Genomic DNA, 25,274 nt, shown 5'->3' with positions numbered 1-25,274 from the left:
GAGCGACCGCTTCGCCCGGGTCAACTAGGCTCGAACGGTGCAGAAGAAGCCCGACGAGTGAGCGCCCGACGCGGTCATCTGATCGACCTCACTCCGCTGAAGACCAGCCCGGCCTTCGCCCGCATGTGGATCGGCTCGACTCTCGCCGGCATCGGCGGCCAGCTCACGATCGTGACCGTGATGCTGCACGTGTTCGCCCTGACGCAGAGCACCTTCGCGGTCTCGATGATCGCGGTGGCAGGCCTCCTCCCGATGATCCTCGCCGGCCTCTACGGGGGCATGCTCGCGGACGCGTTCGACCGACGCCGAGTGGCACTGATCGCGGCGACCATCACGTTCGCATCCACCGCTCTGCTCGCGGCACTCACCTGGACCGGCACGGAGACCATCTGGTGGCTCTACGTGCTGAGCATCATCAACTCGGCCGCCAACTCCGTGGGCATGGCCACGCGCACTGCGATCGTCCCGCGACTGATCCCGCGCACGCAGCTCGCCGCCGCCTCCGCGCTCAACGGCGTCGCGTTCGGCCTCACCGTGATGGCCGGCCCCGCACTGGCGGGGCTTCTCGTCGCCCTCACCGGCTATGGCTGGACGTACACGATCGATGTCGTCCTGATGCTCTCCATGTTCCTCGGTCTGTGGACGCTGCCGAAGCTGCGGCCGGAAGGGGAGATCGTCCGCCCGGGGCTGGAGTCGCTCGTCGACGGCTGGCGTTTCCTCCGCAGGGCCGGCAACATCCGCATGCAGTACATCATCGACATCATCGCGATGACCTTCGGGCAGCCGCTCGTGCTCTTCCCCGCTCTCGGCACCGCACTCCTGGGCGGCGGAGCGCTCACCACCGGCATCCTCACCGCCGCAGTGGCGGTCGGGACGTTCACATCGAGCATGTTCTCCGGCCGCGTCGTGCAGTACCGCTGGCACGGCCGCGGCATCGCTCGAGCGGTGGAGGCGTACGGCGCGTCGATCCTGCTGTTCGGTCTCGTCCTGCTCATCGGAGCGTTCTCGTCGCCGGCCAGCGAGACCGTCCCGCACATCGGCCTGATCGTCGCCGCCTGCCTCGCCCTGGCGCTCTCAGGGGCGTCGGACAACGTCAGCTCGATCTACCGCAACACCATGATGCAGGCGGCGGTGCCCGATGCGATGCGGGGCCGCCTCCAAGGTCTGTTCGTCGTGGTGGTGGCCGGCGGGCCGCGGGTCGGAGCGCTCTATGCCGGCACCCTCGCGACCCTGACCACCTTGTGGTTCCCGCCACTCCTGGGAGGCATCCTCGTGATCGCCCTCGTGGCCGTTCTCGCCCGACGAAACCGCAGGTTCCACGACTACGACGCAGAGAACCCCGAGCCCTGAGGGCCCGGGGTCCGAAGCGACTGCGGTGCGGGATCAGTCCTGCTGCAGTGCACCCTGCAGGTCGAGGCTGATGGTGATGTCCTTGCCGACCAGGACTCCGCCGGTCTCGAGAGCGGCGTTCCACGTCAGGCCGAAGTCCTCGCGGTTGATGACGGTCTTGGCGGAGGCGCCCGCCTTGTAGTTGCCGTACGGGTCGGTGCCGAAGCCGCCGAAGTCGAGCTCGAAGCTCACCGGCTTGGTGACTCCGCGGATCGTGAGGTCGCCGTCCACGAAAAGGTCATCGCCCTTGACGCGTGCGCCGGTGGAGACGAACTCCATGGTCGGGAAGTTCTCGGTGTCGAAGAAGTCGCCCGAACGCAGGTGCGCGTCGCGCCCCTCGTCGTTCGTGTCGATCGAGGTCACGTCGACCGTCGCCTCGACCTTCGCCTCGAGGGGGTTCTCCGGAGCGATCAGCGTCGCGCTCTTGACGCCGAAGGTGCCGCGCACCTTGGAGATCATCATGTGGCGGACGCTGAAGGTGACCTCGCTGTGCGAAGGGTCGAGAACCCACGTACCGGGACGGTAGCCGGGGATGTCGATGGTGCTCATTGCTTCTCCTCTGGAGACATCAGCCGCTGCTGCGGCAAGGGACAGGGGCCGCATTGACTGCGACCCCTGAGACAACTTACATTCACCCGCATGTATTCCCGTGAATGAAGATGTTTTTCCCGATATACAGCAGAGACGCCCCTCCTCCGAAGAGGAAGGGCGTCTCGGGTGCAGGCCGAGGTCAGCCGACGGCGACGAGATCGATGATGAAGATCAGCGTCTTGCCGGAGAGGAAGTGGCCTCCGCCGACCGGACCGTATGCGAGGTGCGGGGGGATGATCAGCTCGCGACGGCCGCCGACCTTCATTCCGGGGATGCCGTCCTGCCAGCCCTGGATCAGGCCGCGCAGCGGGAACTGGATGGTCTCGCCACGGCCCCAGGAGGAGTCGAACTCCTCGCCGGAGTCGAACTCGACACCGGCGTAGTGCACGGTGACGGTGTCGCCGGGCTTCGCCTCGGCGCCGTCTCCCTCGATGATGTCGCGGATGACGAGGTCCGCGGGAGCGGGGACGCTGGGGGCATCGAACTCAGGCTTTGTGCGATCAGTCATGCCTCCATCAAACCCGAGGGCGACGGACCGGGTCAACGTGAACGCACCTGCTCACAGCGAACACCTGAGTGCTGCCGTCGCGGTCGAATCGCAGCGCGGATCGTGGCGCGACGGCGGGCTCGACAAGTGACTCTTGACACTCAGGATGGCCGGGTGCACCCTGTTTACAGATCAACTCAGCGCCCGGGAGACTCGCAGGCATCGCCGCAGCACCGGGCGCTGAGTCTTGTCCCGGCCCGAGGATCCCGCACTCAGCGGACGTACCCGGACAGCAGCTCGGCGATCTCGACGGGCCGACTCAACATCGCGCAGTGCCCACCCGGTATCTCATCCGCGACGACTCCGAGGCGTCGCTGCGCGAGCTCGCGCAGAAAGGCCGCGGGAAAGAAGCGATCATCGGCGAACACGACGAACCTCGTCGGAACCTGCGGCCACTCGGCCAGCGGCCATGGCCTCTCCATCGCCGTGGACGACGGGTGCGCGCGCTCCTGGCGCAGCGCCTCATCAGCCAATTCCCGCGGGACATCGGCGTAGAAGCTCACGTACGGATCCTCATTGCCCGTCAGCCCGCCGTCGAGAGCGGACTGCACCTTCGCTGCAGCGAGGTACCCGGACTCCTCCCACCACCGCTCCGGAGGCTCCCCCGGCGCCGGGATCATGCCCGCCATCAGCACGAGGAGTCCGGCGGACAGACGCTCGGCGACGAGCGGCGCAGTGAAGGCGCCGAACGAGTGCCCGACCACGACGACGTCGCCGCGCGCGCCGACGATCTCGACCACCGCAGTGGCGTAGTCGTCGAGCGTGAGCGCGTCGTCGTCGGCCGGCAGGTCGGGTGTCAGGACCTCGTGCCCGCGTGCTCTCAGCTCGGCGGCGACGAGATGCCAGGACCATCCGACGTCACCGCCACCATGGACCACGACGAAGGTGCTCATCGTCCACCGCCTTCCCTCCGAGAAGGGTACGCCGTCGCCGTGCGCGTCAGTAGGCCAGCAGAGCGGCCCTGGTGGCACGGGTGCGGATCAGCAATGCACGCTCATCGTTCACGGCCAGGGGATCGCGACCGGTGATCGCTCGCTGCCGCACTGCGGCGAGCTCGGTCGCCTCCTTGATGAACGCGCGCATCAGCGGACGCCGATCTCCACGCAACCGGGCCGCCCAGGCGAGGCCCACCTTGCGTCCCGCGGGAGTAGCGAGCATCGTGACCTCCTCGGGGGTGAACCATCCGGCCCCGGCATAGTCTTCGAGGCGCGCCCTCGTGAGTCGGGCCTCCTCTCGCCGGAGCGCGACGATGCCCAGGATGAAACCGACGAACAGCGGCACCTGAAGGGTGAAGTAGAGCCCGAAGAAGTCCGCGAAGGTGGCGGATCCGTTCCACAGGGCGTGCAGCAGGATCGCGCCGACCAGGCCCACGAGTCCGGCCCCGAGAGCCGACTTCGCCGAGCCGTGACGGCGGGCGACGAGACCGATCGCGAACCCCGTCACCGCGGTGAACATCGCGTGTGCGAAGGGCGAGAGGAGCCCGCGCACCACGAAGGTGACGGTGAGCTGCTCGCCGCCTCCCTCGATGAGGCTCAGCCCGAAGTACTGGATGTTCTCGGTGAACGCGAAACCCGCCCCGACCAGCGCGCCGTACACGATGCCGTCCACCGGGCCGTCGAACGCTCGTCGGGCGAGCAGGAAGATGAGGAAGACGCCGAGCCCCTTCCACAGCTCCTCCACGAACGGCGCCTGCACGACAGCGGTGAACTCCTCGGAACGGAGGTCGAGCAGGAGCGTCAGTGCCGTGTCGACGAGAAGGGTGAGTCCGACCGCGGCGACCGCGCCCCATGCGATGGCGAAGGCCACCAGCCGCTTCGGCTCCGGTTCCCAGCGATCGATCATGCGGACGCCGAGGAAGACGATGCTCAGCGGGATGAGGGCGAGGACCAGACCCACCACGGAGGCGAAAGACCCGAGCGCCCAGACGAAGTAGCCGACGAGCGCGATCAGCACGAACCCCAACACCCCGAACAACCAGAGGGAGACGGTGCGTCCCTTCCTGGTCGGCACCGGCAGTGCGGGCAGCGACTCCGCAGGAGAGGGGGCGACCGGTGCCGGCGGCGTGTACGGCGTCGGCTGCGCCAGCGGGGAGGCGTAGCCCGGGGAGGAGGCGAACGAGGCCGGGACATACGGCGAGTTCGCGTACTGCGCGGAAGTGTACGGCCGGGGATCCGCCGGCTGCGCCGGCGGCGGAGTGTACGGTGAGGGCTGCTGCGGCTGGGACGGTCCTCCGGAACTCATAGGCAAAGCTTATGGGCACAAGGGACGGGGTCCCGATATGGCTACGCTCTCCACCCGGCGACCGGCACCCACCCGGTAGCGTAGAACCCATGCGGTTCGCTCACCTCGACCGTCCTGACTCCCCTCTCGCGGTTCTCGCCGTGATCGAGGGCTCGGACGCCGTCCTCGTCTCTGATCTCCTCAACGACCCCCCTGCCACGTTGCAGCAGCTGATCGAGGGAGGAGACGAGACGCTCGACGCACTGCGCGCCGCGCTGGCGGACGGCACCGCTCCGCGGACACCGCTCACCGACTGGTCCTTCGCCTCGGCCGTACTCGCCCCTCCGGCCGTGCTGGCGGTCGGACTCAACTACGCCGCACACTCGAGCGAGCTCGGGCTGAAGACGGACGCAGCGCCCACGGTGTTCACACTGTGGCCCAACTCCCTCACCGGTCACGGGGGGACCACCTCCTGGCCGCGGGCGCTGAGCGAGGCCGTCGACTACGAGGCCGAGCTCGGTGTGCTCATCGGCTCCCCCGCCAAGGACGTCAGCGAGGCGGATGCCCTGACGCACGTCTGGGGTTACACGGTGGTGAACGACATCACGGCCAGGAACATCCAGTTCTCCGAGGCGCAGTGGTCACGCTGCAAGTCGTTCGACGGCTTCACCCCGACCGGCCCGTTCGTCGTGACGGCCGACGAGATCCCCGACCCGCAGGACCTGCACATCTGGACCGTCGTCGACGGACACACCGTGCAGGACGCCAGCACAGACCAGATGGTGCGATCGGTCGCGAAGCTCATCGCGCACCTCTCCCAGTCGCTCACCCTGCTCCCCGGGACCCTCATCTCCACGGGCAGTCCCGGCGGCGCCGGCTACTCGCGGGACCCGCAGATCTTCCTCCGCGATCACTCGACCGTCACGGTCGGCATCGACGGCATCGGCGAGCTCACCACCCACTGCCGGATCACGGACTGAGTCCGCCCACGCAGAAAGAAGGGGGGGACGGATGCCGCGGCATCCGTCCCCCTCTCGGTGTCTGCTCGGTCAGATCTCGATGAGGTCTTCCGGCGCGATCACCGGGATCGCCGCCGTGATGGTCTCGAGGCCGGACAGTCTCGCGGGCGAGAGCTGCTTGACGACCTCGTCGCGTGACATGAGCCCAGCCTCGACGACCAGGTCGGCCACACTGCGGTTCGTCAGCAGCGCGGTCTTCGCGAGCGCCGCGGCCGCCGCGTAGCCGATGAACGGCGTGAGAGCCGTGATGACACCGACGGAGGCGCCCACCATCGCGCCCAGGCGGTCGCGGTTGGCGGTGATGCCGTCGACGCAGTTCACGCGAAGAGTCCACATCGCCTGACGCATCCACGTGATGGACTGGAAGATCGAGTGCGCGATGACCGGCTCGAAGGCATTGAGCTGCAGCTGACCCGCCTCGGCCGCCATCGTCACCGTCATGTCGGCACCCGCCACGGCGAATGCGACCTGGTTCACGACCTCGGGGATCACCGGGTTCACCTTGCCCGGCATGATGCTGGAGCCCGCCTGCATCGCCGGCAGGTTGATCTCGCCGAGACCGGCCTGCGGACCGGACGAGAGGAGACGGAGGTCGTTGCAGATCTTCGACAGCTTCATCGCGTTGCGCTTGAGCGTCGAGGAGAACGACATGAACGAACCGGTGTCGCTCGTGGCTTCGACGAGGTCGCCCGCGGTGCGCAGGTCGAGCTCGGTGATCTGACGGAGGTGCTTGAGCACAGCCGGGGCGTAGCCCGGGTGCGTCGTGATGCCGGTGCCGATAGCGGTGGCGCCCATGTTGATCTCGAACATGAGCGAGGCGTTCTCGGTGAGGCGGGTGTGGTCGTAGCCGAGCGTCGTGGCGAACCCGTTGAACTCCTGCCCGAGCGTCATCGGCACGGCATCCTGCAGCTGGGTGCGCCCGACCTTCAGCACATCGTGGAACTCCCGCGACTTGCCCAGGAACGACAGACGCAGCAGATCGAGCTCCTCCAGCAGGGAGCGCAGCGTCAGCGACAGGCCGATCTTGACCGCCGTCGGGTACACGTCGTTGGTGGACTGACTGCGGTTCGTGTGGTCGATCGGCGAGAGGAAGGCGTAGTCGCCCTTCTCGCGGCCGGCCATCTCGAGCGCGATGTTGGTGATGACCTCGTTCGCGTTCATGTTCGTCGAGGTGCCGGCACCGCCCTGGATGACGCCCACCGTGAACTGCTCGTGGAACTCGCCGTCGATGACACGCTGCGCGGCTCGATCGATGAGATCCGCACGCTCGGGATCGAGCACACCGATCTCGCGGTTCGCCCGAGCACTCGCCTGCTTCACCATCGCGAGGCCGACCACCAGATCCGGGTACACCGAGATGGGCCGCTTCGTGATCGGGAAGTTCGCGTCGGCGCGGGCGGTATGGATCCCCCAGTACGCGTCGACGGGAATCTCCATGCTCCCGAGCGAATCGGTCTCGGTGCGGGTCAGGGTAGGCGCGGCAGAAGCCATGTCACATCCTCGTGGGTCGTGGCGGGTGGGAAAAGGTGGGGGATGCCCCCAGTCTACGCCGCTCAGCGTCCGGGCTTGCGGGAGAAGGCGTCGAGTCGGCCTTCCGGTGTGAGCTTCGCCATGCGCTCCAGCCATGCCTCGGAGAAGTAGTCCCCGGTCACGGCGTCGGTCACCGGGACGACGGTGTGGCTGATCGTGTCGGGGTACACATGGATCAGTTGGAAGGCCTGTGCCGCATCCATCCCGTTCACCTCCGCCGACGGGCGTGCCACGTTCATCGTGTAGCAGGTCGCCGAGGCGACGCTCACCGGGACACCCGCGAACATCCCGTGCGAGGAGTAGTGCAGATGCCCGGCCAGGATGCCGCGGACATCGCTGTCGCGGACGATGTCGGCGAGCTCGTCCTGGTGACGCAGCTCGAGGATGTCGAACAGCGGCAGGTGGCTCGGAAGCGGCGGGTGGTGCATCGCAAGCAGCGTTCCATGGGGCGCGGGCTCGGCGAGGACCTCCGCGAGCCAGGCCAGCTGCGCCACGTCGAGATCACCGTGATGCCACCCCGGCACGCTGGTGTCGAGCGCGATGAGACGGAGCCCGTCGAGATCCCACACGCCCGTGATGGGCTGCTCCGTCGGTTCGAGATCGAGGAGCCCGGCTCGCAGGGCCGGGCGCTCGTCATGGTTGCCGGCGACCCAGATGACCGGAGCGCTCAGCTCTTCGGCGATCGGCTCGACCGCGGCGCGAAGACGCCGATACGCATCCGGTTCGCCCAGATCGGCGAGATCCCCTGTGACGACGATCGCCGTCGGATGCGGGTGCACGGTGCGGATGGCCTCCAGCGTTCGCGCGAAGTTCTCCGCGACGTCGTAGCGTCCGCCCAGGTGCGCTCCGCCCGCGAGGAAGTGCGGGTCGCTGACGTGGATGAGCACGTGGGTCGCGGGCTCATGCCTGCCGAAGACGTACGAAGGGCCGGTTCCTGCGGACATGGCACCAGCCTAGGCGCGAGCGCAGATCCGAAGGAACAGTATCGACGACACCTGGTGGACGATCCGCTCCGACGCCGTCAGTGGCCGACGACGAGAAGCAGGATGCCGCCGATCACCGCGGCGGCGCAGAGAGCGAAGCATCCATACGCCCCGACGAGCGCGAGCGATTTCTGCCCCTCCGTCAGCGGGCTCTTGCGCGCGGCCTTCGCCGCCTGCTTCTCGGCGCGCTTGAGCTCCTTCTCGGTGATCACCGTGATGGCGTCGGTGAACTCCGCAGGGCTCACCACCGGAGCGCGACCGCTGCGCACCAGCAGACGGAGACCGAGAGCATAGAAGGTGACGATCGCGGTGGCCCCGATGAGCGCGGCCAGGAACACCTGGAGGAAGGCGAGCCAGTCGATGACGACGTTCATTCCGAGACCCCGTTCCGGTCCGTGTCCGCATCTTTCGACGATGCCGCAGACTTCGGCGCGCCGGCACCGGCCTTCGCCTGGGCCTTCTTCTTCGCCTTGGCCTCGGCATCCTTCTTGGCTTTGGCCTTGGCCTGGCTCTTCGCCTTCTCCCGCGCCTCGGCACGTGCCTTGGCCTCCGCCTTGGCCTGCTCGATACGCTGCTGCCGTCGCGTCGGCGGAGGGGTATCGGGAAGCTCGATGGCCCTGCCGGACTCGGCGACGTCACTCATCGCGTTCGCCGAGGTGACGGCGTTCCGGCGCGAGCGCATGAACAGGCCGAGGATGATCACGAGCGCGATGACCGCGTCGATCGCGACACCCCAGTTGCCGAGCCAGACGACCAGCAGCGCGGCGAGTGCGCCGACTCCACCCGCGGCGGGGAGGGTCAGCAGCCAGCCGATGCCGATGCGACCGGCCGTCCGCCAGCGCACCGTGGAGCCGCGGCGACCGAGGCCCGAGCCGATGACCGAACCCGAGGCGACCTGGGTCGTGGAGAGTGCGAAACCGAGGGCGCTGGAGGCGAGGATGGTGGCGGCCGTCGAGCTCTCCGCCGCGAAGCCCTGGGCGGGCTTGACGTCGGTGAGGCCCTTGCCGAGGGTGCGGATGATGCGCCATCCACCGAGGTAGGTGCCGAGTGCGATCGTGAACGCACAGGCGATGATCACCCAGAGCTCGGGCTCGTGGTGCGCGCCGGACTGCCAGCCGATCGTGATCATGGCGAGCGTGATCACGCCCATGGTCTTCTGCGCGTCATTGGTGCCGTGGGCGAGGGCGACCAGGGATGACGTGAAGATCTGTCCCCACCGGAACCCGTCGCGGCCGTCGGGCTTGCCGTCGTAGCGACGGGTGACCGAATAGGCGATCTTCGTCGCCGCGAAGGCGATGAGACCGGCCGTGACCGGAGCGATCAGGGCGGGGAGGACGATCTTCGAGAGCACCATGCCGAAGTCGATGCCGCCGATTCCGGCTCCGACCAGGGTCGCGCCGATGAGTCCGCCGAAGAGGGCGTGCGACGAGCTCGACGGCAGGCCGAGGAGCCAGGTCAGCATGTTCCAGGTGATGGCACCGATTAGACCGGCGAAGATCAAAGACAGGAAGAGGTCGGTTCCCGCGTCGAGGATCGCATCCTCGCGGATGATGCCGCCCGAGATGGTCTTCGAGACCTCCGTCGAGAGGAAGGCGCCGACGAGGTTCAGCACGGCGGCGAGGAGGACGGCGGTCTTGGGCTTCAGCGCGCCGGTGGCGATCGGCGTCGCCATGGCGTTCGCCGTGTCGTGAAAGCCGTTGGTGAAGTCGAAGAAGAGTGCCAGCGCGATGACAAGCACGACGATGAGGGCTGCGGTTTCCACCGTTCGCTTTCGGTCGTTTGAGGAAGAAAGGAGGTGTCGACGAGATCGACGTGACGAACGAAGAGTTCACCGTGGGTTTGACTTCCGTTAACCGGCCCCGCTAAATCCTCCCACCCTCCCCCGTGCCGGTCAACTCGACCTGGGATAGCGTGAGACGGTGACTGACGCCCCCGCCGCCGACCGCCGCTCGGCACTCCGCACCCACCACGGTGACACCTTCGATGATCCCTACGAATGGCTCCGTGCCAAGGACGCCGCGGAGGTCATCTCCCACCTCGAGGCGGAGAACGCCCACACCGACGCCGAGACGGCACACCTTGCAGATCTGCGGGAGCGACTGTTCGAGGAGATCAAGGGCAGAGTGCAGGAGACGGATCTCTCCGTCCCCACCCGTCGCGGCGACTGGTGGTACTACAGCCGCACCGAGGAGGGCGCCCAGTACGGCATCCACTGCCGCGCCGCCGCCGAGCCCGGTGACTGGACTCCCCCGACTCTGGAGCCTGGCGTGCCGGTCCCCGGCGAGGTCGTCCTGCTCGACGGCAACGTGGAGGCGGAGGGGCACGAGTTCTTCTCGCTCGGCGCCTTCGACACGTCCGACGATGCGACGAAGCTGCTCTGGTCGACCGACTTCGAAGGCGACGAGCTGTACACGGTGCGCATCCGCGACCTGACGACGGGCACGACCCTCGACGACGAGATCCCGAACACCGGCGGCGCCTTCTTCACCCCGGACGGCACCGGGGTGCTCTACACGACCCGTGATGAGGCGTGGCGGCCGGACACGCTCTGGCTGCACCGCCTCGGCACCCCTGTCTCCGACGACGCGAAGCTCTTCCACGAGCCGGACGAGAAGTTCTGGCTCGGCGCCGGGATCACCCGCAGCCGCCGGTACCTGGTCATCGGAGTCGGCTCGAGCATCACGAGCGAGGAGTATCTGGTCGACCTGACCGGTGACCTCACCGCTGAGCCGCGGCTCGTCTGGCCTCGTCGTGACGGCGTCGAGTACTCGATCGAGCACGCGGTCGTAAACGGCCAGGACCGACTTCTCATACTGCACAACGACGAGGCGCTCGACTTCGAGCTCGTCTCGGTGTCGGCCGCCGACCCGCAGGGTGAGCGGCACGTGGTGCTCGCACATGAGCAGGGCAGGCGTCTCCTCGGCGTCGACGCGTTCCGTGACTTCGCTACCGTCGAATACCGCAGCGAAGGACTCGAGCGCGTCGGCCTGCTCGACTACGCGACGGACGCGGTGGATGAGCTGGCGTTCGACGAGCCGCTCTACTCGGCAGGCGTCAGCGGAAACCCGGAGTGGCACTCCCCGTTCCTGCGACTGGGCTACACCTCGTTCGTCACGCCGGGCACCGTTTACGACCTCGATCTCGCAACCCGAGAGCTGGTGCTGCGTAAGCAGGTGCCTGTGCTGGGCGGATACGACCCTGCGGAATACGGACAGCGGCGGGAGTGGGCCACTGCCGCCGACGGTGTCCGGGTGCCCATCTCGCTCGTCTGGAAGCGGTCGTTCGGTGAGCCCGGTACCGAGCCGCGCCCGGTGCACCTGTACGGCTACGGCTCCTATGAGCACTCCATCGACCCCGGTTTCTCGGTCGCGCGGCTCTCCGAGCTCGACAGAGGCGTGATCTTCGCGGTCGCGCACGTGCGCGGAGGAGGCGAGATGGGTCGGCAGTGGTACGAGGACGGCAAGCTCCTCCACAAGCGCAACACGTTCACGGACTTCGTCTCCTGCGGCGAGCACCTGGTCGCGACCGGTGTGACGACGCCGAAGCGGATGGTGGCCGAGGGAGGCAGCGCCGGCGGACTGCTCATGGGCGCGGTGGCCAACCTCGCGCCGGAGCTCTTCGCCGGAATCCTCGCGGGGGTGCCGTTCGTGGACGCTCTGACGACGATCCTCGACCCGTCGCTGCCGCTGACCGTGATCGAGTGGGATGAATGGGGCGACCCGCTCCACGACGCGGACGTCTACGCATACATGAAGTCGTACAGCCCCTACGAGAACGTCCGCGACGGCGTCGAGTACCCGAGGATCCTCGCGGTGACCTCTCTCAACGACACCCGCGTCCTCTATGTCGAACCGGCGAAATGGGTCGCCCGGCTGCGCGAAGCCGGTGCATCCGACGTGCTCCTCAAGTGCGAGATGGTCGCCGGGCACGGCGGCGTGAGCGGACGTTACAACTCATGGAAGGAGCGGGCGTTCGAGCTCGCGTGGCTCCTCGACACCCTGGGGCTCGCCGAGGCGTGATCCGCTGCGGCTGAGTCCGCCCTCGAACGGGCGGGCTCAGCGGAGACGCGGGCTCAACGCAGACGCGGGGTCAGCCGAAGAGCGCTGCAGCCTCGTCGTAGCGGTAGCGCGGAACCGTGTTCAGCTCGCCCAGAGCATCGGCGAACGGCACCCGGACGATGTCGGTGCCCTGCATCGCCACCATCTGGCCCCAGGCGCCATCGACGAGCGCGTCCGCGGCGTGCAGCCCGAGTCGCGTCGCGAGGACCCTGTCGAACGCCGACGGTGAACCGCCGCGCTGGATGTGCCCGAGGATCGTGGCTCGCGTCTCGATGCCGGTGATGCGCTCGATCTCCGGCGCCAGAAGGTCGCCGATGCCGCCGAGTCGCGGCCGGTTGAACGCATCGAGGCCCTTGTCGCTGTAGGCCTCGTCCATGCCGAGGAGCTTGAAGCCCTCGGAGACGACGACGAGCGGCGCACGACCGCGGTCGTGCGCGCTCGTCACGAGCTCGGTGATGTCGTCGATCGACATCGGCACCTCGGGGATGCAGATGACGTGGGCGCCGGCGGCCATGCCCGCGTGCAGCGCGATCCAGCCGACGTGGCGACCCATGACCTCGGCGACCATGCACCGTTGGTGGGAGTCTCCGGTGGTGCGGAGTCGATCCATCGCATCGGTGGCGATGTTCACGGCCGTGTCGAAGCCGAACGAGTAGTCCGTCGCCTGGAGATCGTTGTCGATCGTCTTGGGGACGCCGATGACCTTGATCCCGTCCTTCGCGAGACGATCGGCCGCAGCCAGCGTGCCCTCGCCGCCGATCGCGATGATGCCGTCGATCTTGTGCCCGTAGAGGGTCTTGGCGATGTTCTCCGCGCCTCCGCGCTCCCCCTCGTACGGGTTCGTGCGGCTGGTGCCGAGGATCGTACCGCCGACCTTCGACAGACCCTTCACCTCATGGCGGGTCAGCGGCATGAAGTCACCGTCGACGAGGCCCCGCCAGCCGTCGCGGATGCCGACGAACTCCAGGTCGTACGTGGTCGTGCCCTTGAGCACGATGCCGCGGATGACCGCGTTGAGGCCGGGGCAGTCGCCGCCGCTCGTCAGGATGCCGATCTTCATGCTGGTGCCTTCAGACGTTCGGGAGATGGGGGAAAAGGCGACGCTGCCTTCGATCGACACTAGTGCCCCGGCGTGCCCGGGCGCCATTCGAACCCGGCGAAAACCTTCGATCTTGACGACGGCATCCACCCGAATCGACGAACTTCGCGCGCTTGCCGGATGAGGTGTCGATTTCGGTGTTAAGAACCGAGTTTCTTGAGGCCCTACGCCGCCCCCAGCGCCTGCCGCAGCAGGTGCATGAGCGCCGCGAGCTGCACGGGCTCTGCGGCCGACTCGTCGATGGCTTCCCCATCGAGCGCACGTGCCGCGAGCCCCTGCTTCTGATCGATCAGCTCGGCGATCTTGGTGTCGATCGTGTGCGCGGCGATGATCCGCCACGCGGTGACCGGCTCGTCCTGTCCGATCCGGTGGACACGGTCGATCGCCTGCGTCTGCTCCGCGGCGGTCCACGAGAGCTCGGCGAGCACGACGTTCGACGCCGCCTGCAGGTTGAGTCCGACGCCTGCCGCCGTGAGCGAGCAGACGGCGATGCCGACGGCCGGGTCGCCGTTGAAGTCGTCGATCGCCTGCTGGCGCGCGGTGGAGGTCTGGTCTCCGCGGATCGACACCGACCGGATACCGGCGGCGGCGAAGTGCGCCTCCGCCTGGTCCATGACGTCGATGTGCTTCGCGAAGAAGACGACCTTGCCCACCGAGCGCTGGAGCTGCGCGGCGTAGTCCGCAGCGAGCGGCGCCTTGGCCTGGCCGATGCGGCGGACCATGGTGAAGACGTTGTCTCCCCCGGTGCCGGCGGCCTTCGATTCCTCGAGCTCGTTCTGAGCGACGAGACGCACGATGTCGTCGTCGATCTCTCCGGGCGCGAGCCCACGATCACCACGGGCCTCGATGATGCGGCGGTAGCGCGCGGCGAGCCGTTCACCCAGCTCGCGCTCGGCCTGACGGATGCTGCGCCCGAACTCGTCGTCGAGCTGCACGGGCAGATCGGCGATCAGCTTGTCGGGGAGGTCGGCTGCGACGTCTTTCTTCTTGCGACGGACGATACCCATCGAGATCACGGCGTCGCGCGCCTCCGGGTAGAACGCCTTGTCGGCCGGTGTGAATCCGGTCGCGTCCAGCTTCTCCATGAGCTCTGGTCCCGGCTTCTCCCCGGTCGTCCAGCCGAGGAAGCGCCAGATCGCGTCGAAGTCCTCGACATCGTTGATCAGGGGCGTACCGGTGAGCGCGAGCATCAGCGGATCGTGACCGGGCGTGCGCTCACGCACCTGGGCGGCCAGTGAGAGCACGTTCTGCGACCGCTGCGAGGAGAGGTTCTTGATGAAGTGCGCCTCGTCGACCACCATGCCGCGCAGGCCGATCGACGCCAGCCAGGAGAGATGACGATCGAGGATCTCGTAGTTCACGATGAACACATCGGCGAAGGCGTCGATGTCGGTGCCGTCGCCTTGGATGACGGTGGCTCGTCGCTGCGGAGTCCAGCGCTCGACCTCTCGTGCCCAGTTCATCTTCACGACGTTGGGGACGACGGCGAGCAGCGGGTAGGCCCCGGCGACCGAGGCGGCGAGCACCGACTGCGCGGTCTTCCCGAGTCCGGGCTCGTCGGCCAGGAGGAAGCTGCGATGTCCTGCCTTGACTGCCTCGAGGAAACGCGACTGATGGACCATGACCTCGAGCCCCTTGGGCGAGAGGTGGTCGAACTCGGGAGCCGGCGGCAACTCCATCGTCGCCGCGGAGCCGCCCGCACCGGTCTCGAAGGCCTTGTACAGCGGCCCCATGAGCTCCCAGCCGTCGAGACGGCGGCGCGGGGTGGCGGTCGAGCGCGGCGTCAGATCGGGAGCGAGGAAGGGGTTGGCCAGCTGGCGCGCTTCCACGGATGGCGGGGTGACCTGCCGCTCCGCGATCGCGGCCGGCACCACCGAGATCTGCACGGGCGCCGCATCCGCGATGATGAGCTCTTCAGGCGCGAGCTCGGCCCCGGACTCGAGCAGCCAGTCACGGCGCATGCGCTTCGCCACCGGCGACGTCGCCTGGTCGGCTTCGAGGAGCTGGATGAGCGATGTGTCGCGCGCAGCCGTCTTCGCGAGGATGGTGGCCACGCCGTCGAGGCGCTTCAGCAGCTCGGCGCGTGCGGGGTCGCCGATCTCGGCATCCGCCTTCACCCTGGCGCGCTCCTCGCGCACCAGGAAGGCGATCACCTGGAACTTGACCCGGTTCGTCGGGCCCAGCTTTCCTCGCTGCGACTTCGCCTCGATCTCGCGCACCTTGCGCGCGAGGATCGGGATGAGGGGTGCCTCATCGTCGCGACGGGACGTCTTCTTGCGCCGCGTGGCGGCGGTTGCCGTGGTCGGCATGCTCCTCCTGAGCGTGAAGGCCCCGTCATCGTCATGAAGCCGGGTGCCGTTCTCGTTGTCCGCGTGTGGCGTGAGCCAGGACCGTACGAACAGTGAATCTTCTTCCCGTCGAGGCACGCGAGACGCGAGATAATCGGCGGGAGCCGAATCCCATTCTATGCCATCGCGCTCGTCTCACGCAGATCCTCGCCACCGCGCCGTCGATCCGGATCACGGCGAGCAACGCGACAGAAGGCGCCGAACGGCGCCGTCAGGACGACAGACCGAGTACCTCGGCCGCGTCGGTGACGTCGGCCGCCATCTGCTCCATCAGCTTCTCGATGCCTTCGAAGGCGACCATCCCTCGCAGCCTTTCGACGAACTCGACGGTCACGTCGTGCCCGTAGAGGTCGAGCCCGGTCTCGCCCAGCACATGCGCCTCGACCTGTCGCACGAGCACGTCGTCGAACGTGGGGTTCGTGCCGACGGAGATGGCGGACGGATGCCGGATGCCGGTGTCGTGGTCGACGAGCCATCCGGCGTAGACGCCGTCTGCGGGGACGAACGCGTCGACGATGGTGGAGAGGTTCGCGGTCGGGAATCCGAGCTCCCGTCCGCGCTTGAGACCATGAACGACCTCGCCGCGCACATCCGGATTGCGACCGAGCACCTTCGCCGCCGTCGCGACGTCGCCCTCGATCAGCAGCTCGCGGATCCAGCTCGAGGAGACGCGGCGGGAAGACCCGGGCAGGTACACGTCGTCGACGACCTCGACGGAGAAGCCGTGGCGGGGGCCGAGCTCGCGCAGGAGCTCCGGCGTGCCCGCTCCCCTGTTGCCGAAACGGAAGTCCTCGCCGACGAGCACGGCCGACACCTCGAGCGCGCCGACCAGGATGTCGAGGACGAAGTCGTTTGCGCTGCGGGCGGCGAGCTGCGCGTCGAAGGTGAGGACCAGGGTCGCATCGATCCCGAGCTCGCTGAGAAGCTCGAGTTTGCGCTCGACGGTGACGACGTTCTCGGGACACCGGTCGGGACGCAGAATCGCCAGCGGATTGCGGTCGAACGTCACCGCGACGGAACGGCTGCCCGTCGCCACTGCGACTTCGTTCAGCCGCTGGATCACGGCGCGGTGGCCGGCATGCACCCCGTCGAACTTGCCGATGGCGACAGCACTCGGTCCGAATCCCGCCGGAACCTCCTCGGGGCTGCGGAAGACGATCACGCGGCCACTCCGACCGGCTGCCCGGCGTCGACGGGGCGATGCGTGCGCAGCCACCAGATCCCGAAGACCGGAAGAACCAGCGGGATGAACAGATACCCGCGCCCGAACAGCGACCAGACCGTCTCGTGTTGGAACAGCGCCGGCATCAGGATGCTCAGCAGTCCCACGACGAGGACGCCCGTGAGCTCGAAGACGATGGCGATCCAGGCGACCGTGTACCAGCCGCGGCGACGAGCGAGGACGAGCGCGAGCGTGGCGAGGATGTACACGACGGCAGCGAGAGCGGACAGCGAGTATGCCAGCGGCGCCTCGTCGAATCGACGGACGATCTGCACGAAGCTGCGACCCGTGGCGGCCAGCGCCATGACGGCGTAGACGATCACGAGGACGCGACCGATTCCGGTCATCCGAGTGGAGGGGGCGGTGGTGCTCATAGCGCATTCCATCCTAGAGCCGCGGGAGACGGCCGGACTCCGCTCCGACGTCTCGCGTCACGCGATCTGGACCGACCAGATGACCTGCATCCGCCACAGCATGATCGCGATGGCCAGCGCTGCGACACCGAGGACGACCGTGCTCCAACGGCTGCGTTCCATGAGCGCCCAGAGCACAGCCCCGACGGGCAGGAGCACCGCGGAGACCAGGTAGACCCAGTACTCGAGCAGGTCCCCGGTCGGAGGGTTTCCCGCCAACGGCGCGATGATCGCGGCGATCACCTGGACGACCAGCAGCGCTTCGACGAGGGCGAGGGCGCCGACGGTGAAGTCGCTGGGGCGGCGACCGATCAGGCCGACGACGAGGCAGAAGACCCCCGCGACCACGGCGACCGCGATCTGCGCGATCGTGAACCACAGGATCATCGGTCGGCCTCCGGCATGTTCATGGCGCTCTTGAGGTCGCCTCCCCGCTTCTCGACGATGCCGATCAGCACCCCGTCCGGGTCGATCGCGGCGGCGCTGGTGCCCTCGAGACGCTCTGCCTGTCCGGCGAGACGCTTGCCGTGACGCAGGTCGCGCGCCTCGTCGTTCGACATGCTCAGCGCCGGAAGGATGCGCCCCGCGGCCTCGGCCGGCGTCAGCGTGAGCGCGCCCTCGAGCAGGTCGAGCCCGACGGCATCCGCCACGTCGAACGGACCGACCCTGGAGCGACGCAGCGCGATCAGATGGCCGCCGACACCGAGCGCGGCCCCGAGGTCGCGCGCGAGCGAGCGGATGTAGGTCCCGGAGGAGCAGTCCACGATCACGTCGAGGTCGATGTGACCGTCGCCTCGGCGCGTGTCGATCAGCTCGAACCGGGAGACGACGACGTCCCGCGCCGCGAGCACGACCTCTTCACCGGCGCGCACGCGATCGTAGGCGCGGCGACCGTCGACCTTGATCGCGGAGACCGCGCTGGGCACCTGGGAGATCTGGCCGGTGAGCGCGGTGATCCCGGCGGCCACCGCCTCGTCCGTCACGGATATCCACGCCTCCGGATCCGCCTGCTGCAGGATGTCGCCTTCGGCGTCGTCGGTGCCGGTGGTCTGTCCGAGGCGGATCGTGGCCCGGTAGGTCTTGTCCGCGCCCACGATGTAGGTCAACAGGCGGGTGGCGCCCTCGATCCCGATCACGAGCAGCCCGGTGGCCATCGGATCGAGCGTGCCGGCGTGACCCACCTTGCGGGTTCCGAAGGCACGGCGCGTGCGCGCGACGACATCGTGGCTGGTCAGCCCTGCGGGCTTGTCGACGAGAAGGATGCCGGGCGAGACCATCCCCCCAGCCTACCGATGGCTCGCCGATCGGCCGTCCCCCGGCCACGGTCGCCGCCTCACCGGTAGGCACGGGCCCCGCAGGCGCTCACACCCGTTCACGTAGGCTGGACGGATGCCCGGATCGCAGGCCCCTCCCGACGTGATGTCGCCCCTGCCCACGTGGTACCGCGCCGCGGCCCGAGACCTGCCCTGGCGCCGCGCGGCGTTCCACGACGAGTTCGGCGCCTGGGGTGTGCTGGTGAGCGAGTTCATGCTGCAGCAGACGCCGGTGACGCGGGTCATCCCGCACCTTGAGGCGTGGCTCGCCCGATGGCCCACCCCCTCTGCCATGGCCGCAGCCTCCACCGCCGACGTGGTGCAGCAGTGGGCGAACCTGGGCTATCCCCGGCGGGCGCTCTGGCTGCACCGCGCCGCTGTGGAGATCACCGGGCGGCACGGCGGAGTCGTTCCGCGTGACGTCGACGCCCTGCTCGCCCTGTCCGGTATCGGCGACTACACGGCCCGCGCGGTGGCCGTCTTCGCTTACGGAGAGCGGCACCCCGTCGTCGACACGAACACGCGGCGGGTGCTCGCCAGGGCCGTCGAAGGGCGCGCCCACCCTGCTCCCCCGTCACGCCGCGACCTCGATCTCATGGCGTCCCTGCTGCCTGCCTCCGTGGCGGAAGCCGCCGTGTTCAACGCCGCCGCGATGGAACTGGGTGCCACGGTCTGCACAGCACGCGCTCCTCGCTGCGAGGAATGCCCGCTGGCGGGCGACTGCGCGTGGTTGGCAGCAGGAAAGCCGGACACGGGAGACGCACGGCGACGCCAGGCGGCCTACGAGGGCTCCGACCGGCAGGCGCGCGGTGCGGTGCTGCGCCTGCTGCGCAGCGCTGCGCCCGACGCGGTTCCGCTCCACGCCGTGATCCCGGACTGGCCCGATCCGCGGCAGCGGGACCGCGCGATCGACTCCCTCATCTCCGACGGTCTCGCCGAGGCGGATGGGGAAGGTCTCTCGCTGCCACGGTGACCGCCGCGTCAGAGATGCCGATCGGTCTGATGCGCGAGCACCGTGAGCTCGACCCGACTCCGCACGCCCAGCTTCGTGAAGACGCGACCGAGGTGCACCTCCACCGTGCGGACCGACACCATCAGGGCTGCCGCGATCTCGCGATTCGCCGCTCCGTGCACCGCCCGCATCGCGACCTCCAGCTCGCGAGCGGTGAGCCGCAGCGACCACGCTCTGCGGCACGCTGACAGCGGATCGACCGCCGGAACGACACTGCCTTCTCGGGCATCGAGTCGGTCGAGACGGTCGCGGATCGCACGTGCCCACGCCGTCGCCCCCGAAAGCTCGAACAACCGCTCGGCGTACTGGAAGTGGATTCGTGCAGCGACGTGTTCGTCACGAATCGCGCGTCGCGTGCCCAGCATGGTCTCGACCCTTGCGCGCGCGAACGGAGACCGCAGCGTTCGCGCGACTTCATGAACCTCATCGTGCTCAGAGCGCCAGCGCCCGTCGCGCGCGGTCGCGATCCGCATCCGCAGCTGCTGCGCAAGGGCGACGTCCGGCGGTTCGACGGAGGCCGCCGAAACCGCGCGGCCGTCCGCGATCAAGGCGAGTTCGTCGAGACCGGGAACAGCCATCGCGGTCTGCGATGCGCCGAGATCGACCCAGAGGCCGACGGTACTCGTGGCGTCATCGAAGGCCCCGGCGAGAAAGGACTGGATTCCGCGATCGATGAGGACATCGATCTTGGCTCCCGCGGGCAGCGATGCGGTGAGGGCGCGGGAGTACGGACCCAGCTCGCCGAGCACGGCGAGGTCGAGACGACGCGCGAGCACCACCCCCAGGCCGGCGAACGGCAGGGCCACCGGCAGCGAGAGGGCGGCCTGGATCAACCGCTCCCGTGCCACGCCGATATCGCCGCGCCACACGTGCAGCAGGACCTCGACGACCGCGCCGTATGCCTGGACCAGCGGACTGCGCTCGTACCCCGGCGCGAGCGGATCAGCCTCCGTGGATATCGCGGAGTCGTGCGCGGCGACGAGACGCAGACCTCTATCGATGTCACCGTCCATCGCCGCCCGCAACGCACCGAGCATCCGGCCGCTCAGAGGCCCCGTGCCGGCCGTCTCATCGAGATCGCGCTCACCCACAGTGAGCCAGCTCAGGGCCACGACAGGATCCCGTAGCTCGTGCTCGGTCGCCGTCCTCGCCGTTCCTTCGCGAAGAGCGTCCAACCAGACCCGCATCCCGCGCCGATCGCCTCGCTCCGCACACAGGAATGCGGCGAGGGCGGCAGCTCGTGTCCAGGAGAGCCAGTCGTCCGGGTCGTCGGTCAGCGGCCTCAATGCGCTGGGATCCACCTCGGGCACCGCCCCCTGCAGAAGGGTCTGGGCGGTGAGCAGCCCGCCGAGCCCCGCCAGCCGGCAGTGCTCAGTCCCGTGCGGATACAGTGTCCCCAGCCACGCCGCGGCATTCTCCATCAAGCCCGCACCCAAAGATGAGCCACCCGCGACGAGGCGCGCCTCATCCTGATCAGCACCTGTCGCGTGCACTGCGGCTTCGCGTGCGAGCAGCAGCGCACGATCCGGGTATCCGGCCTCGATGAGGCGGCGGGCGATGCGCGTGAGCTCGGGTGCGGCCTCGGGGTCCTGCTCTATGGAGGCACGCGCCCGGTGCCAGTCCGCGCTCATCTGATCGCCGCGATCGCGGAAGATCTCTGCCAGCCTCTCGTGGACTGCGGCCGTGCGGGCGGTACACGTCGTCGCGCGGATCCAGATGGCCAGACGCGCATCCACGAAGCGCGCGTGACCCGCATGCAGGGTGAGGTGGTCGCCGACGGGAGCCGCTGCGATCTCGACGGCAGAACGCCCGTCGAACGCGAGCAGCGGGTCGAGGGCGTCTTCGAGACAGACCGCGAGCGCCAGAAGCAGCCGGCGATCGCGCTCATCGAGTTCGAGAGCGTCGAATCTGCGGGCGATGGCCGGCACGAGGGGCAGAGGTGTCGGAAGCGGTCGCAGTCCGTGACGCTGAGGGGGCGTCAATCTCTCGACGATCTGCCGCGTCGTGGATGCATCCCCGTTCAGATCGGCAGCCAGGCGGGCGAGGACGTGCGGCGCGCAGCCGAGATCCTCATCGAGGAGTTCCTCCAGCAGCAGTTGGATGACCGCAGGCGCGACGAAGCGCACCCCGGACGCACTCGTACCCTCGATGCCGATCCCCCTCAGCTTCGCGGGAGGTGATCCCGCGAAGCCGAGCGTATCAAACGGGTCTCACTCGGAGTCGTCGTCCGTACGGTACGGGTCTGCCTCGCCGGCGTGCGATGCCGAGGAGGCGAGCTTCGCCACGTCGGCATCGCGCTGCTGAGCCTCGCGCAGCAGCGCACTGATGTGGTCGGCGTTCTCCGGAAGAGCATCCGGGATGAACTCGAGCGTCGGGACGAGCCGCGTACTCAGCTGTCGCCCGACCTCGCTGCGCAGCATGCCGGTCGCCGACGTGAGCGCAGCACCGCTCGAGAGGCGTTCCTCCTCCGTGCCCAGCACCGTGTAGAACACGGATGCGTGCTGGAGGTCTCCGCTCACGCGCACATCGGTGATGGTGACGAAGCCGAGGCGCGGATCCCGCAGCCCCTTCTCCAGTCTCTCGGCGAGGATCACGCGGATACGATCCGCGAGACGGGCCTGTCGTTCGCCTGCCATTGTCTCTCTCCCTGTCCAGGAACCCTCAGGGCGTCCTTCTTCTCCACACTCCGGAGGAGCGGGAGCGAAGGACGCCCGAAGGTGTTTTCGAATTGATCAGCCGCGAGGCTTCTCGACGAGCTCGGTCGTCTCGATCTCATCACCGATCTGGATGTCGTTGTACTTGCCGAGGCCGATACCGGCCTCGTAGTCCGTACGCACCTCGGTGACGTCATCCTTGAAGCGACGCAGCGACTCGATGGCGAGACCATCGGCCAGAACGACGCCGTCACGGATGACACGAGCCTTGGCGTTGCGCGTGATCGTTCCCGATCGCACGATGACACCGGCGATGTTGCCGAACTTCGAGGAGCGGAACACCTCGCGGATCTCGGCGACACCCGACTGGACCTCTTCGTACTCCGGCTTGAGCATGCCCTTGAGCGAGCTCTCGATCTCATCGATGGCGTTGTAGATCACCGAGTAGAACCGGATGTCCACGCCTTCACGCGCAGCGCGCTCGCGCGCCTTCGTGTCGGGGCGGACGTTGAAGCCCACGATGATCGCGTTGTCGATCGTCGCCAGGTTGACATCGGACTCGGTGATCGCACCGACACCGCGGTGGATGATGCGCAGCTGCACCGAGTCGTCGACCTCGATCTTGAGGAGCGATTCCTCGAGCGCCTCGACGGCACCGGAGACGTCACCCTTGATGATGAGGTTGAGCGACTCGACCTTGCCCTCCTGGAGAGCACGGGTGAAGTCCTCGAGCGAGATGCGCTTGCGAGCCTTGGCCAGCTGGGCGTTGCGCTCGACGGCCTCGCGCTTCTCGGCGATCTGACGCGCCATGCGGTCCTCATCGGTGACGATGAAGACGTCGCCGGCACGCGGCACCGAGTTCAGACCCTGCACCTGCACCGGACGCGACGGGTAGGCCTCGAGGACGGCATCGCCGTTCTCGTCTGCCATGGCACGCACACGACCGTACGCCGTGCCGGCCACGATCGCGTCACCGATCCGGAGCGTTCCGGACTGGATCAGCACCGTCGCGATCGACCCGCGGCCCTTGTCGAGCTTCGCCTCGATGGCGACACCGCGAGCGGCCTTGTTCGGGTTCGCGGTCAGGTCGAGACCTGCGTCTGCGGTGAGCAGAACGGCGTCCAGAAGCTCCTGGATGCCGGTGCCGGCACGAGCGGACACATCGACGAACATGACATCGCCACCGAACTCCTCAGCGACCAGACCGTACTCGGTCAGCTGCTGACGAACCTTCGACGGGTTGGCGTCGGGCTTGTCGACCTTGTTCACCGCGACCACGATCGGGACGCCTGCCGCCTGGGCGTGGTTGAGCGCCTCCACCGTCTGCGGCATGATGCCGTCGTCGGCCGCGACCACGAGGATCGCGAGGTCGGTGACCTGCGCACCACGGGCACGCATGGCGGTGAACGCCTCGTGACCCGGGGTGTCGATGAACGTGATGGCACGCTCGATGCCCTCGTGCTCGGTCCAGACCTGGTACGCACCGATGTGCTGGGTGATGCCACCGGCTTCACCCTCGATGACGTTGGTCTGACGGATGGCGTCGAGGAGGCGGGTCTTACCGTGGTCGACGTGACCCATGACGGTGACGACCGGCGGACGGATCTCGAGGTCGTCCTCGTCCTCTTCCTCGAGCTCCTGCTCGAGGTTGAGACCGAAGCCCTCGAGGAGCTCCTTGTCCTCGTCCTCGGGCGAGACCATCTGGATCTTGTAGCCGAGCTCAGCACCCAGGACCTCGAACGTCGCCTCATCCAGCGACTCGGTGGCCGTGGCCATCTCGCCGAGGTTGAAGAGAATGGTGACGAGGGTTCCCGGCTGGACCGTGTAACCGGTCAGCGTCTCGATCTTGTCGGCGAAGTCCGCGATCGATGCGCCGCGACGCATGCGGATGATCTCTCCGTTGCCGCGGGTGACGTTGACGCCACCGACGACCGGAGCACTCCGCATCTCGAACTCTTGCCGCTTCGCCCGCCGCGACTTGCGCTGCTTGCTCTTGCCGCCGCCCTTGCCGAAGGCACCAGCGGTACCACCGCCGGGGCCACGACCACGACCGCCACCGCCACCGGGACGACCGGCGAAACCGCCGCCACCGCCGGGACGTGCTCCGGGTCCGCCGGCACCGCCGGGTCCACCGGCACCGCCGGGACGACCGGGGCCGCCGGTGCGCTGCTGGAACGGAGCACCGGGACGACCGCCCTGACCACCGCGAGGAGCGCCGGGACGGGGGGAGCCGGGACGAGGAGCTCCCGGACGCGGTGCGCCGGGGCGAGGAGCCTGGGGGCGCGGGATGTTCCCGGGAGTCGGGCTCGGGCGCTGGCCCATTCCCTGCGCCGAGGCGAAGGGATTGTTGCCGGGGCGAGGACCTGCGGGACGCTGGCCCATGCCCTGCGCCGAGGAGAACGGATTGTTGCCGGGGCGCGGAGCACCCGGCTTCGGAGCGCCGCCGTCAGCGGACTTCGCGTCGGTCGGGGCCTCAGCGGCTTCCGCGGCGGGGGCCTTCTCCACCGGAGCGGCTTCGACGGGCGCAGCCTCCACCGGTGCCGCCTCAGCGGGGGCCGGTGCGGGCTTCGGTCCCGGCTTGGGTCCGGGGGTCGGCGCCGACGAGCCGCCGGGCTTGGGAGCCGACGAGGTCGACTTGGCCGACGGCTTGGCCGCGGGCGCAGCGGGAGCCGCCGCCTTCAGCGAGCCGTCTGCCTCGATCGCCGCGCGCAGCTTGCGCGCCACCGGCGGTTCGATGGTGGAAGACGGGCTCTTGACGAACTCACCGAGTTCTTTGAGCTTTGCAAGTGCGATCTTGCTGTCGACGCCGAGTTCGGCGGCGATCTCATGTACGCGTGGTTTACCAGCCACAATTCTCCTGTCTGAGTCGGTCTACC

21 protein-coding genes are annotated in these 25,274 nt (G+C 68.3%); 4 read left to right on the top strand and 17 right to left on the bottom strand.

Annotation, left to right across the window (positions count from 1 at the left end; genetic code table 11):
- The first annotated feature begins 57 nt into the window (after positions 1–57).
- Positions 58–1,350 carry an MFS transporter gene (locus tag CQ045_RS01835; RefSeq protein ID WP_105720983.1) on the top strand — a complete coding sequence of 431 codons (1,293 nt, stop codon included), beginning with the start codon at positions 58–60 and terminating at the stop codon, positions 1,348–1,350.
- Positions 1,351–1,383: 33 nt separating this feature from the next.
- Here the strand turns inward: CQ045_RS01835 and CQ045_RS01830 are convergent, their stop codons facing one another.
- The 4 genes from CQ045_RS01830 to CQ045_RS01815 form a co-directional block, all read right to left on the bottom strand.
- The gene (locus tag CQ045_RS01830) at positions 1,384–1,938 is read right to left on the bottom strand and encodes a YceI family protein (protein WP_105720982.1); all 555 of its coding nucleotides are present in this window, start codon (positions 1,936–1,938) and stop codon (positions 1,384–1,386) included.
- Positions 1,939–2,119: 181 nt separating this feature from the next.
- Positions 2,120–2,488, bottom strand: coding sequence for an FKBP-type peptidyl-prolyl cis-trans isomerase (locus CQ045_RS01825; protein WP_105720981.1), 369 nt, complete (start codon positions 2,486–2,488; stop codon positions 2,120–2,122).
- Positions 2,489–2,739: 251 nt separating this feature from the next.
- Positions 2,740–3,420: an alpha/beta fold hydrolase gene (locus CQ045_RS01820; RefSeq protein WP_105720980.1), complete on the bottom strand. Its 681-nt coding sequence runs from the start codon at positions 3,418–3,420 to the stop codon at positions 2,740–2,742.
- Positions 3,421–3,466: 46 nt separating this feature from the next.
- Positions 3,467–4,768: a PrsW family glutamic-type intramembrane protease gene (locus CQ045_RS01815; protein WP_258130901.1), complete on the bottom strand. Its 1,302-nt coding sequence runs from the start codon at positions 4,766–4,768 to the stop codon at positions 3,467–3,469.
- An 89-nt stretch (positions 4,769–4,857) separates the two neighbouring features.
- Here CQ045_RS01815 and CQ045_RS01810 point away from each other — a divergent pair, with 89 nt between their 5' ends.
- Positions 4,858–5,727 carry a fumarylacetoacetate hydrolase family protein gene (locus CQ045_RS01810; RefSeq protein ID WP_105720979.1) on the top strand — a complete coding sequence of 290 codons (870 nt, stop codon included), beginning with the start codon at positions 4,858–4,860 and terminating at the stop codon, positions 5,725–5,727.
- A gap of 69 nt (positions 5,728–5,796) precedes the next feature.
- Here CQ045_RS01810 and CQ045_RS01805 read toward each other — a convergent pair whose 3' ends face one another.
- The 4 genes from CQ045_RS01805 to CQ045_RS01790 form a co-directional block, all read right to left on the bottom strand.
- Positions 5,797–7,257 (bottom strand): aspartate ammonia-lyase, encoded by a 1,461-nt coding sequence (locus CQ045_RS01805; RefSeq protein ID WP_105720978.1) that lies wholly within the window; start codon positions 7,255–7,257, stop codon positions 5,797–5,799.
- 62 nt (positions 7,258–7,319) lie between these two features.
- Positions 7,320–8,240: a metallophosphoesterase gene (locus CQ045_RS01800; protein WP_105720977.1), complete on the bottom strand. Its 921-nt coding sequence runs from the start codon at positions 8,238–8,240 to the stop codon at positions 7,320–7,322.
- A gap of 77 nt (positions 8,241–8,317) precedes the next feature.
- Positions 8,318–8,653 carry a peptidase gene (locus tag CQ045_RS01795; RefSeq protein WP_105720976.1) on the bottom strand — a complete coding sequence of 112 codons (336 nt, stop codon included), beginning with the start codon at positions 8,651–8,653 and terminating at the stop codon, positions 8,318–8,320.
- Positions 8,650–10,041, bottom strand: coding sequence for an inorganic phosphate transporter (locus tag CQ045_RS01790; RefSeq protein ID WP_105720975.1), 1,392 nt, complete (start codon positions 10,039–10,041; stop codon positions 8,650–8,652). The genes CQ045_RS01795 and CQ045_RS01790 overlap by 4 nt, the downstream gene beginning before the upstream one ends.
- 157 nt (positions 10,042–10,198) lie before the next feature.
- Between CQ045_RS01790 and CQ045_RS01785 the strand changes: the two genes are divergently transcribed.
- A complete protein-coding gene (locus tag CQ045_RS01785; protein ID WP_105720974.1) occupies positions 10,199–12,298 on the top strand; it encodes a S9 family peptidase in 2,100 nt (699 codons plus the stop codon).
- Positions 12,299–12,368: 70 nt separating this feature from the next.
- On the opposite strand, the gene CQ045_RS01780 is transcribed toward CQ045_RS01785, so the two are convergent.
- From CQ045_RS01780 to truB, 6 genes are all read right to left on the bottom strand, one after another.
- Positions 12,369–13,397: a 6-phosphofructokinase gene (locus CQ045_RS01780; RefSeq protein ID WP_029263659.1), complete on the bottom strand. Its 1,029-nt coding sequence runs from the start codon at positions 13,395–13,397 to the stop codon at positions 12,369–12,371.
- 203 nt (positions 13,398–13,600) lie between these two features.
- The gene (locus CQ045_RS01775; RefSeq protein ID WP_105720973.1) at positions 13,601–15,745 is read right to left on the bottom strand and encodes a DEAD/DEAH box helicase; all 2,145 of its coding nucleotides are present in this window, start codon (positions 15,743–15,745) and stop codon (positions 13,601–13,603) included.
- 250 nt (positions 15,746–15,995) lie between these two features.
- On the bottom strand, positions 15,996–16,946 hold the full coding sequence (locus CQ045_RS01770) for a bifunctional riboflavin kinase/FAD synthetase (RefSeq protein ID WP_105720972.1): 951 nt from the start codon (positions 16,944–16,946) through the stop codon (positions 15,996–15,998).
- On the bottom strand, positions 16,943–17,353 hold the full coding sequence (locus CQ045_RS01765) for a hypothetical protein (RefSeq protein WP_181156430.1): 411 nt from the start codon (positions 17,351–17,353) through the stop codon (positions 16,943–16,945). The genes CQ045_RS01770 and CQ045_RS01765 overlap by 4 nt, the downstream gene beginning before the upstream one ends.
- A gap of 84 nt (positions 17,354–17,437) precedes the next feature.
- On the bottom strand, positions 17,438–17,806 hold the full coding sequence (locus CQ045_RS01760) for a hypothetical protein (protein ID WP_105720970.1): 369 nt from the start codon (positions 17,804–17,806) through the stop codon (positions 17,438–17,440).
- Complete coding sequence (gene truB / locus CQ045_RS01755) at positions 17,803–18,696, bottom strand: tRNA pseudouridine(55) synthase TruB (protein ID WP_105720969.1); 894 nt, start codon at positions 18,694–18,696, stop codon at positions 17,803–17,805. Before truB ends, CQ045_RS01760 begins: the two co-directional genes overlap by 4 nt.
- 112 nt (positions 18,697–18,808) lie before the next feature.
- On the opposite strand from truB, the gene CQ045_RS01750 reads away from it, so the two are divergent.
- Positions 18,809–19,705 (top strand): A/G-specific adenine glycosylase, encoded by an 897-nt coding sequence (locus CQ045_RS01750; protein ID WP_105720968.1) that lies wholly within the window; start codon positions 18,809–18,811, stop codon positions 19,703–19,705.
- Between the two features lie 8 nt (positions 19,706–19,713).
- Here CQ045_RS01750 and CQ045_RS01745 read toward each other — a convergent pair whose 3' ends face one another.
- The 3 genes from CQ045_RS01745 to infB form a co-directional block, all read right to left on the bottom strand.
- The gene (locus CQ045_RS01745) at positions 19,714–21,870 is read right to left on the bottom strand and encodes a helix-turn-helix transcriptional regulator (RefSeq protein ID WP_105720967.1); all 2,157 of its coding nucleotides are present in this window, start codon (positions 21,868–21,870) and stop codon (positions 19,714–19,716) included.
- An 84-nt stretch (positions 21,871–21,954) separates the two neighbouring features.
- Positions 21,955–22,380 carry a 30S ribosome-binding factor RbfA gene (rbfA, locus tag CQ045_RS01740; RefSeq protein WP_105720966.1) on the bottom strand — a complete coding sequence of 142 codons (426 nt, stop codon included), beginning with the start codon at positions 22,378–22,380 and terminating at the stop codon, positions 21,955–21,957.
- A 96-nt stretch (positions 22,381–22,476) separates the two neighbouring features.
- The gene (gene infB / locus CQ045_RS01735) at positions 22,477–25,248 is read right to left on the bottom strand and encodes a translation initiation factor IF-2 (protein WP_105720965.1); all 2,772 of its coding nucleotides are present in this window, start codon (positions 25,246–25,248) and stop codon (positions 22,477–22,479) included.
- Positions 25,249–25,274 lie beyond the last annotated feature (26 nt).

Origin of the sequence: Microbacterium sp. MYb66, from assembly GCF_002979435.1 — a bacterium.
Lineage (GTDB): Bacteria > Actinomycetota > Actinomycetes > Actinomycetales > Microbacteriaceae > Microbacterium.
Note: the sequence above shows the minus strand (reverse complement) of the source record. Positions and strands in the feature narration are given on the sequence as shown.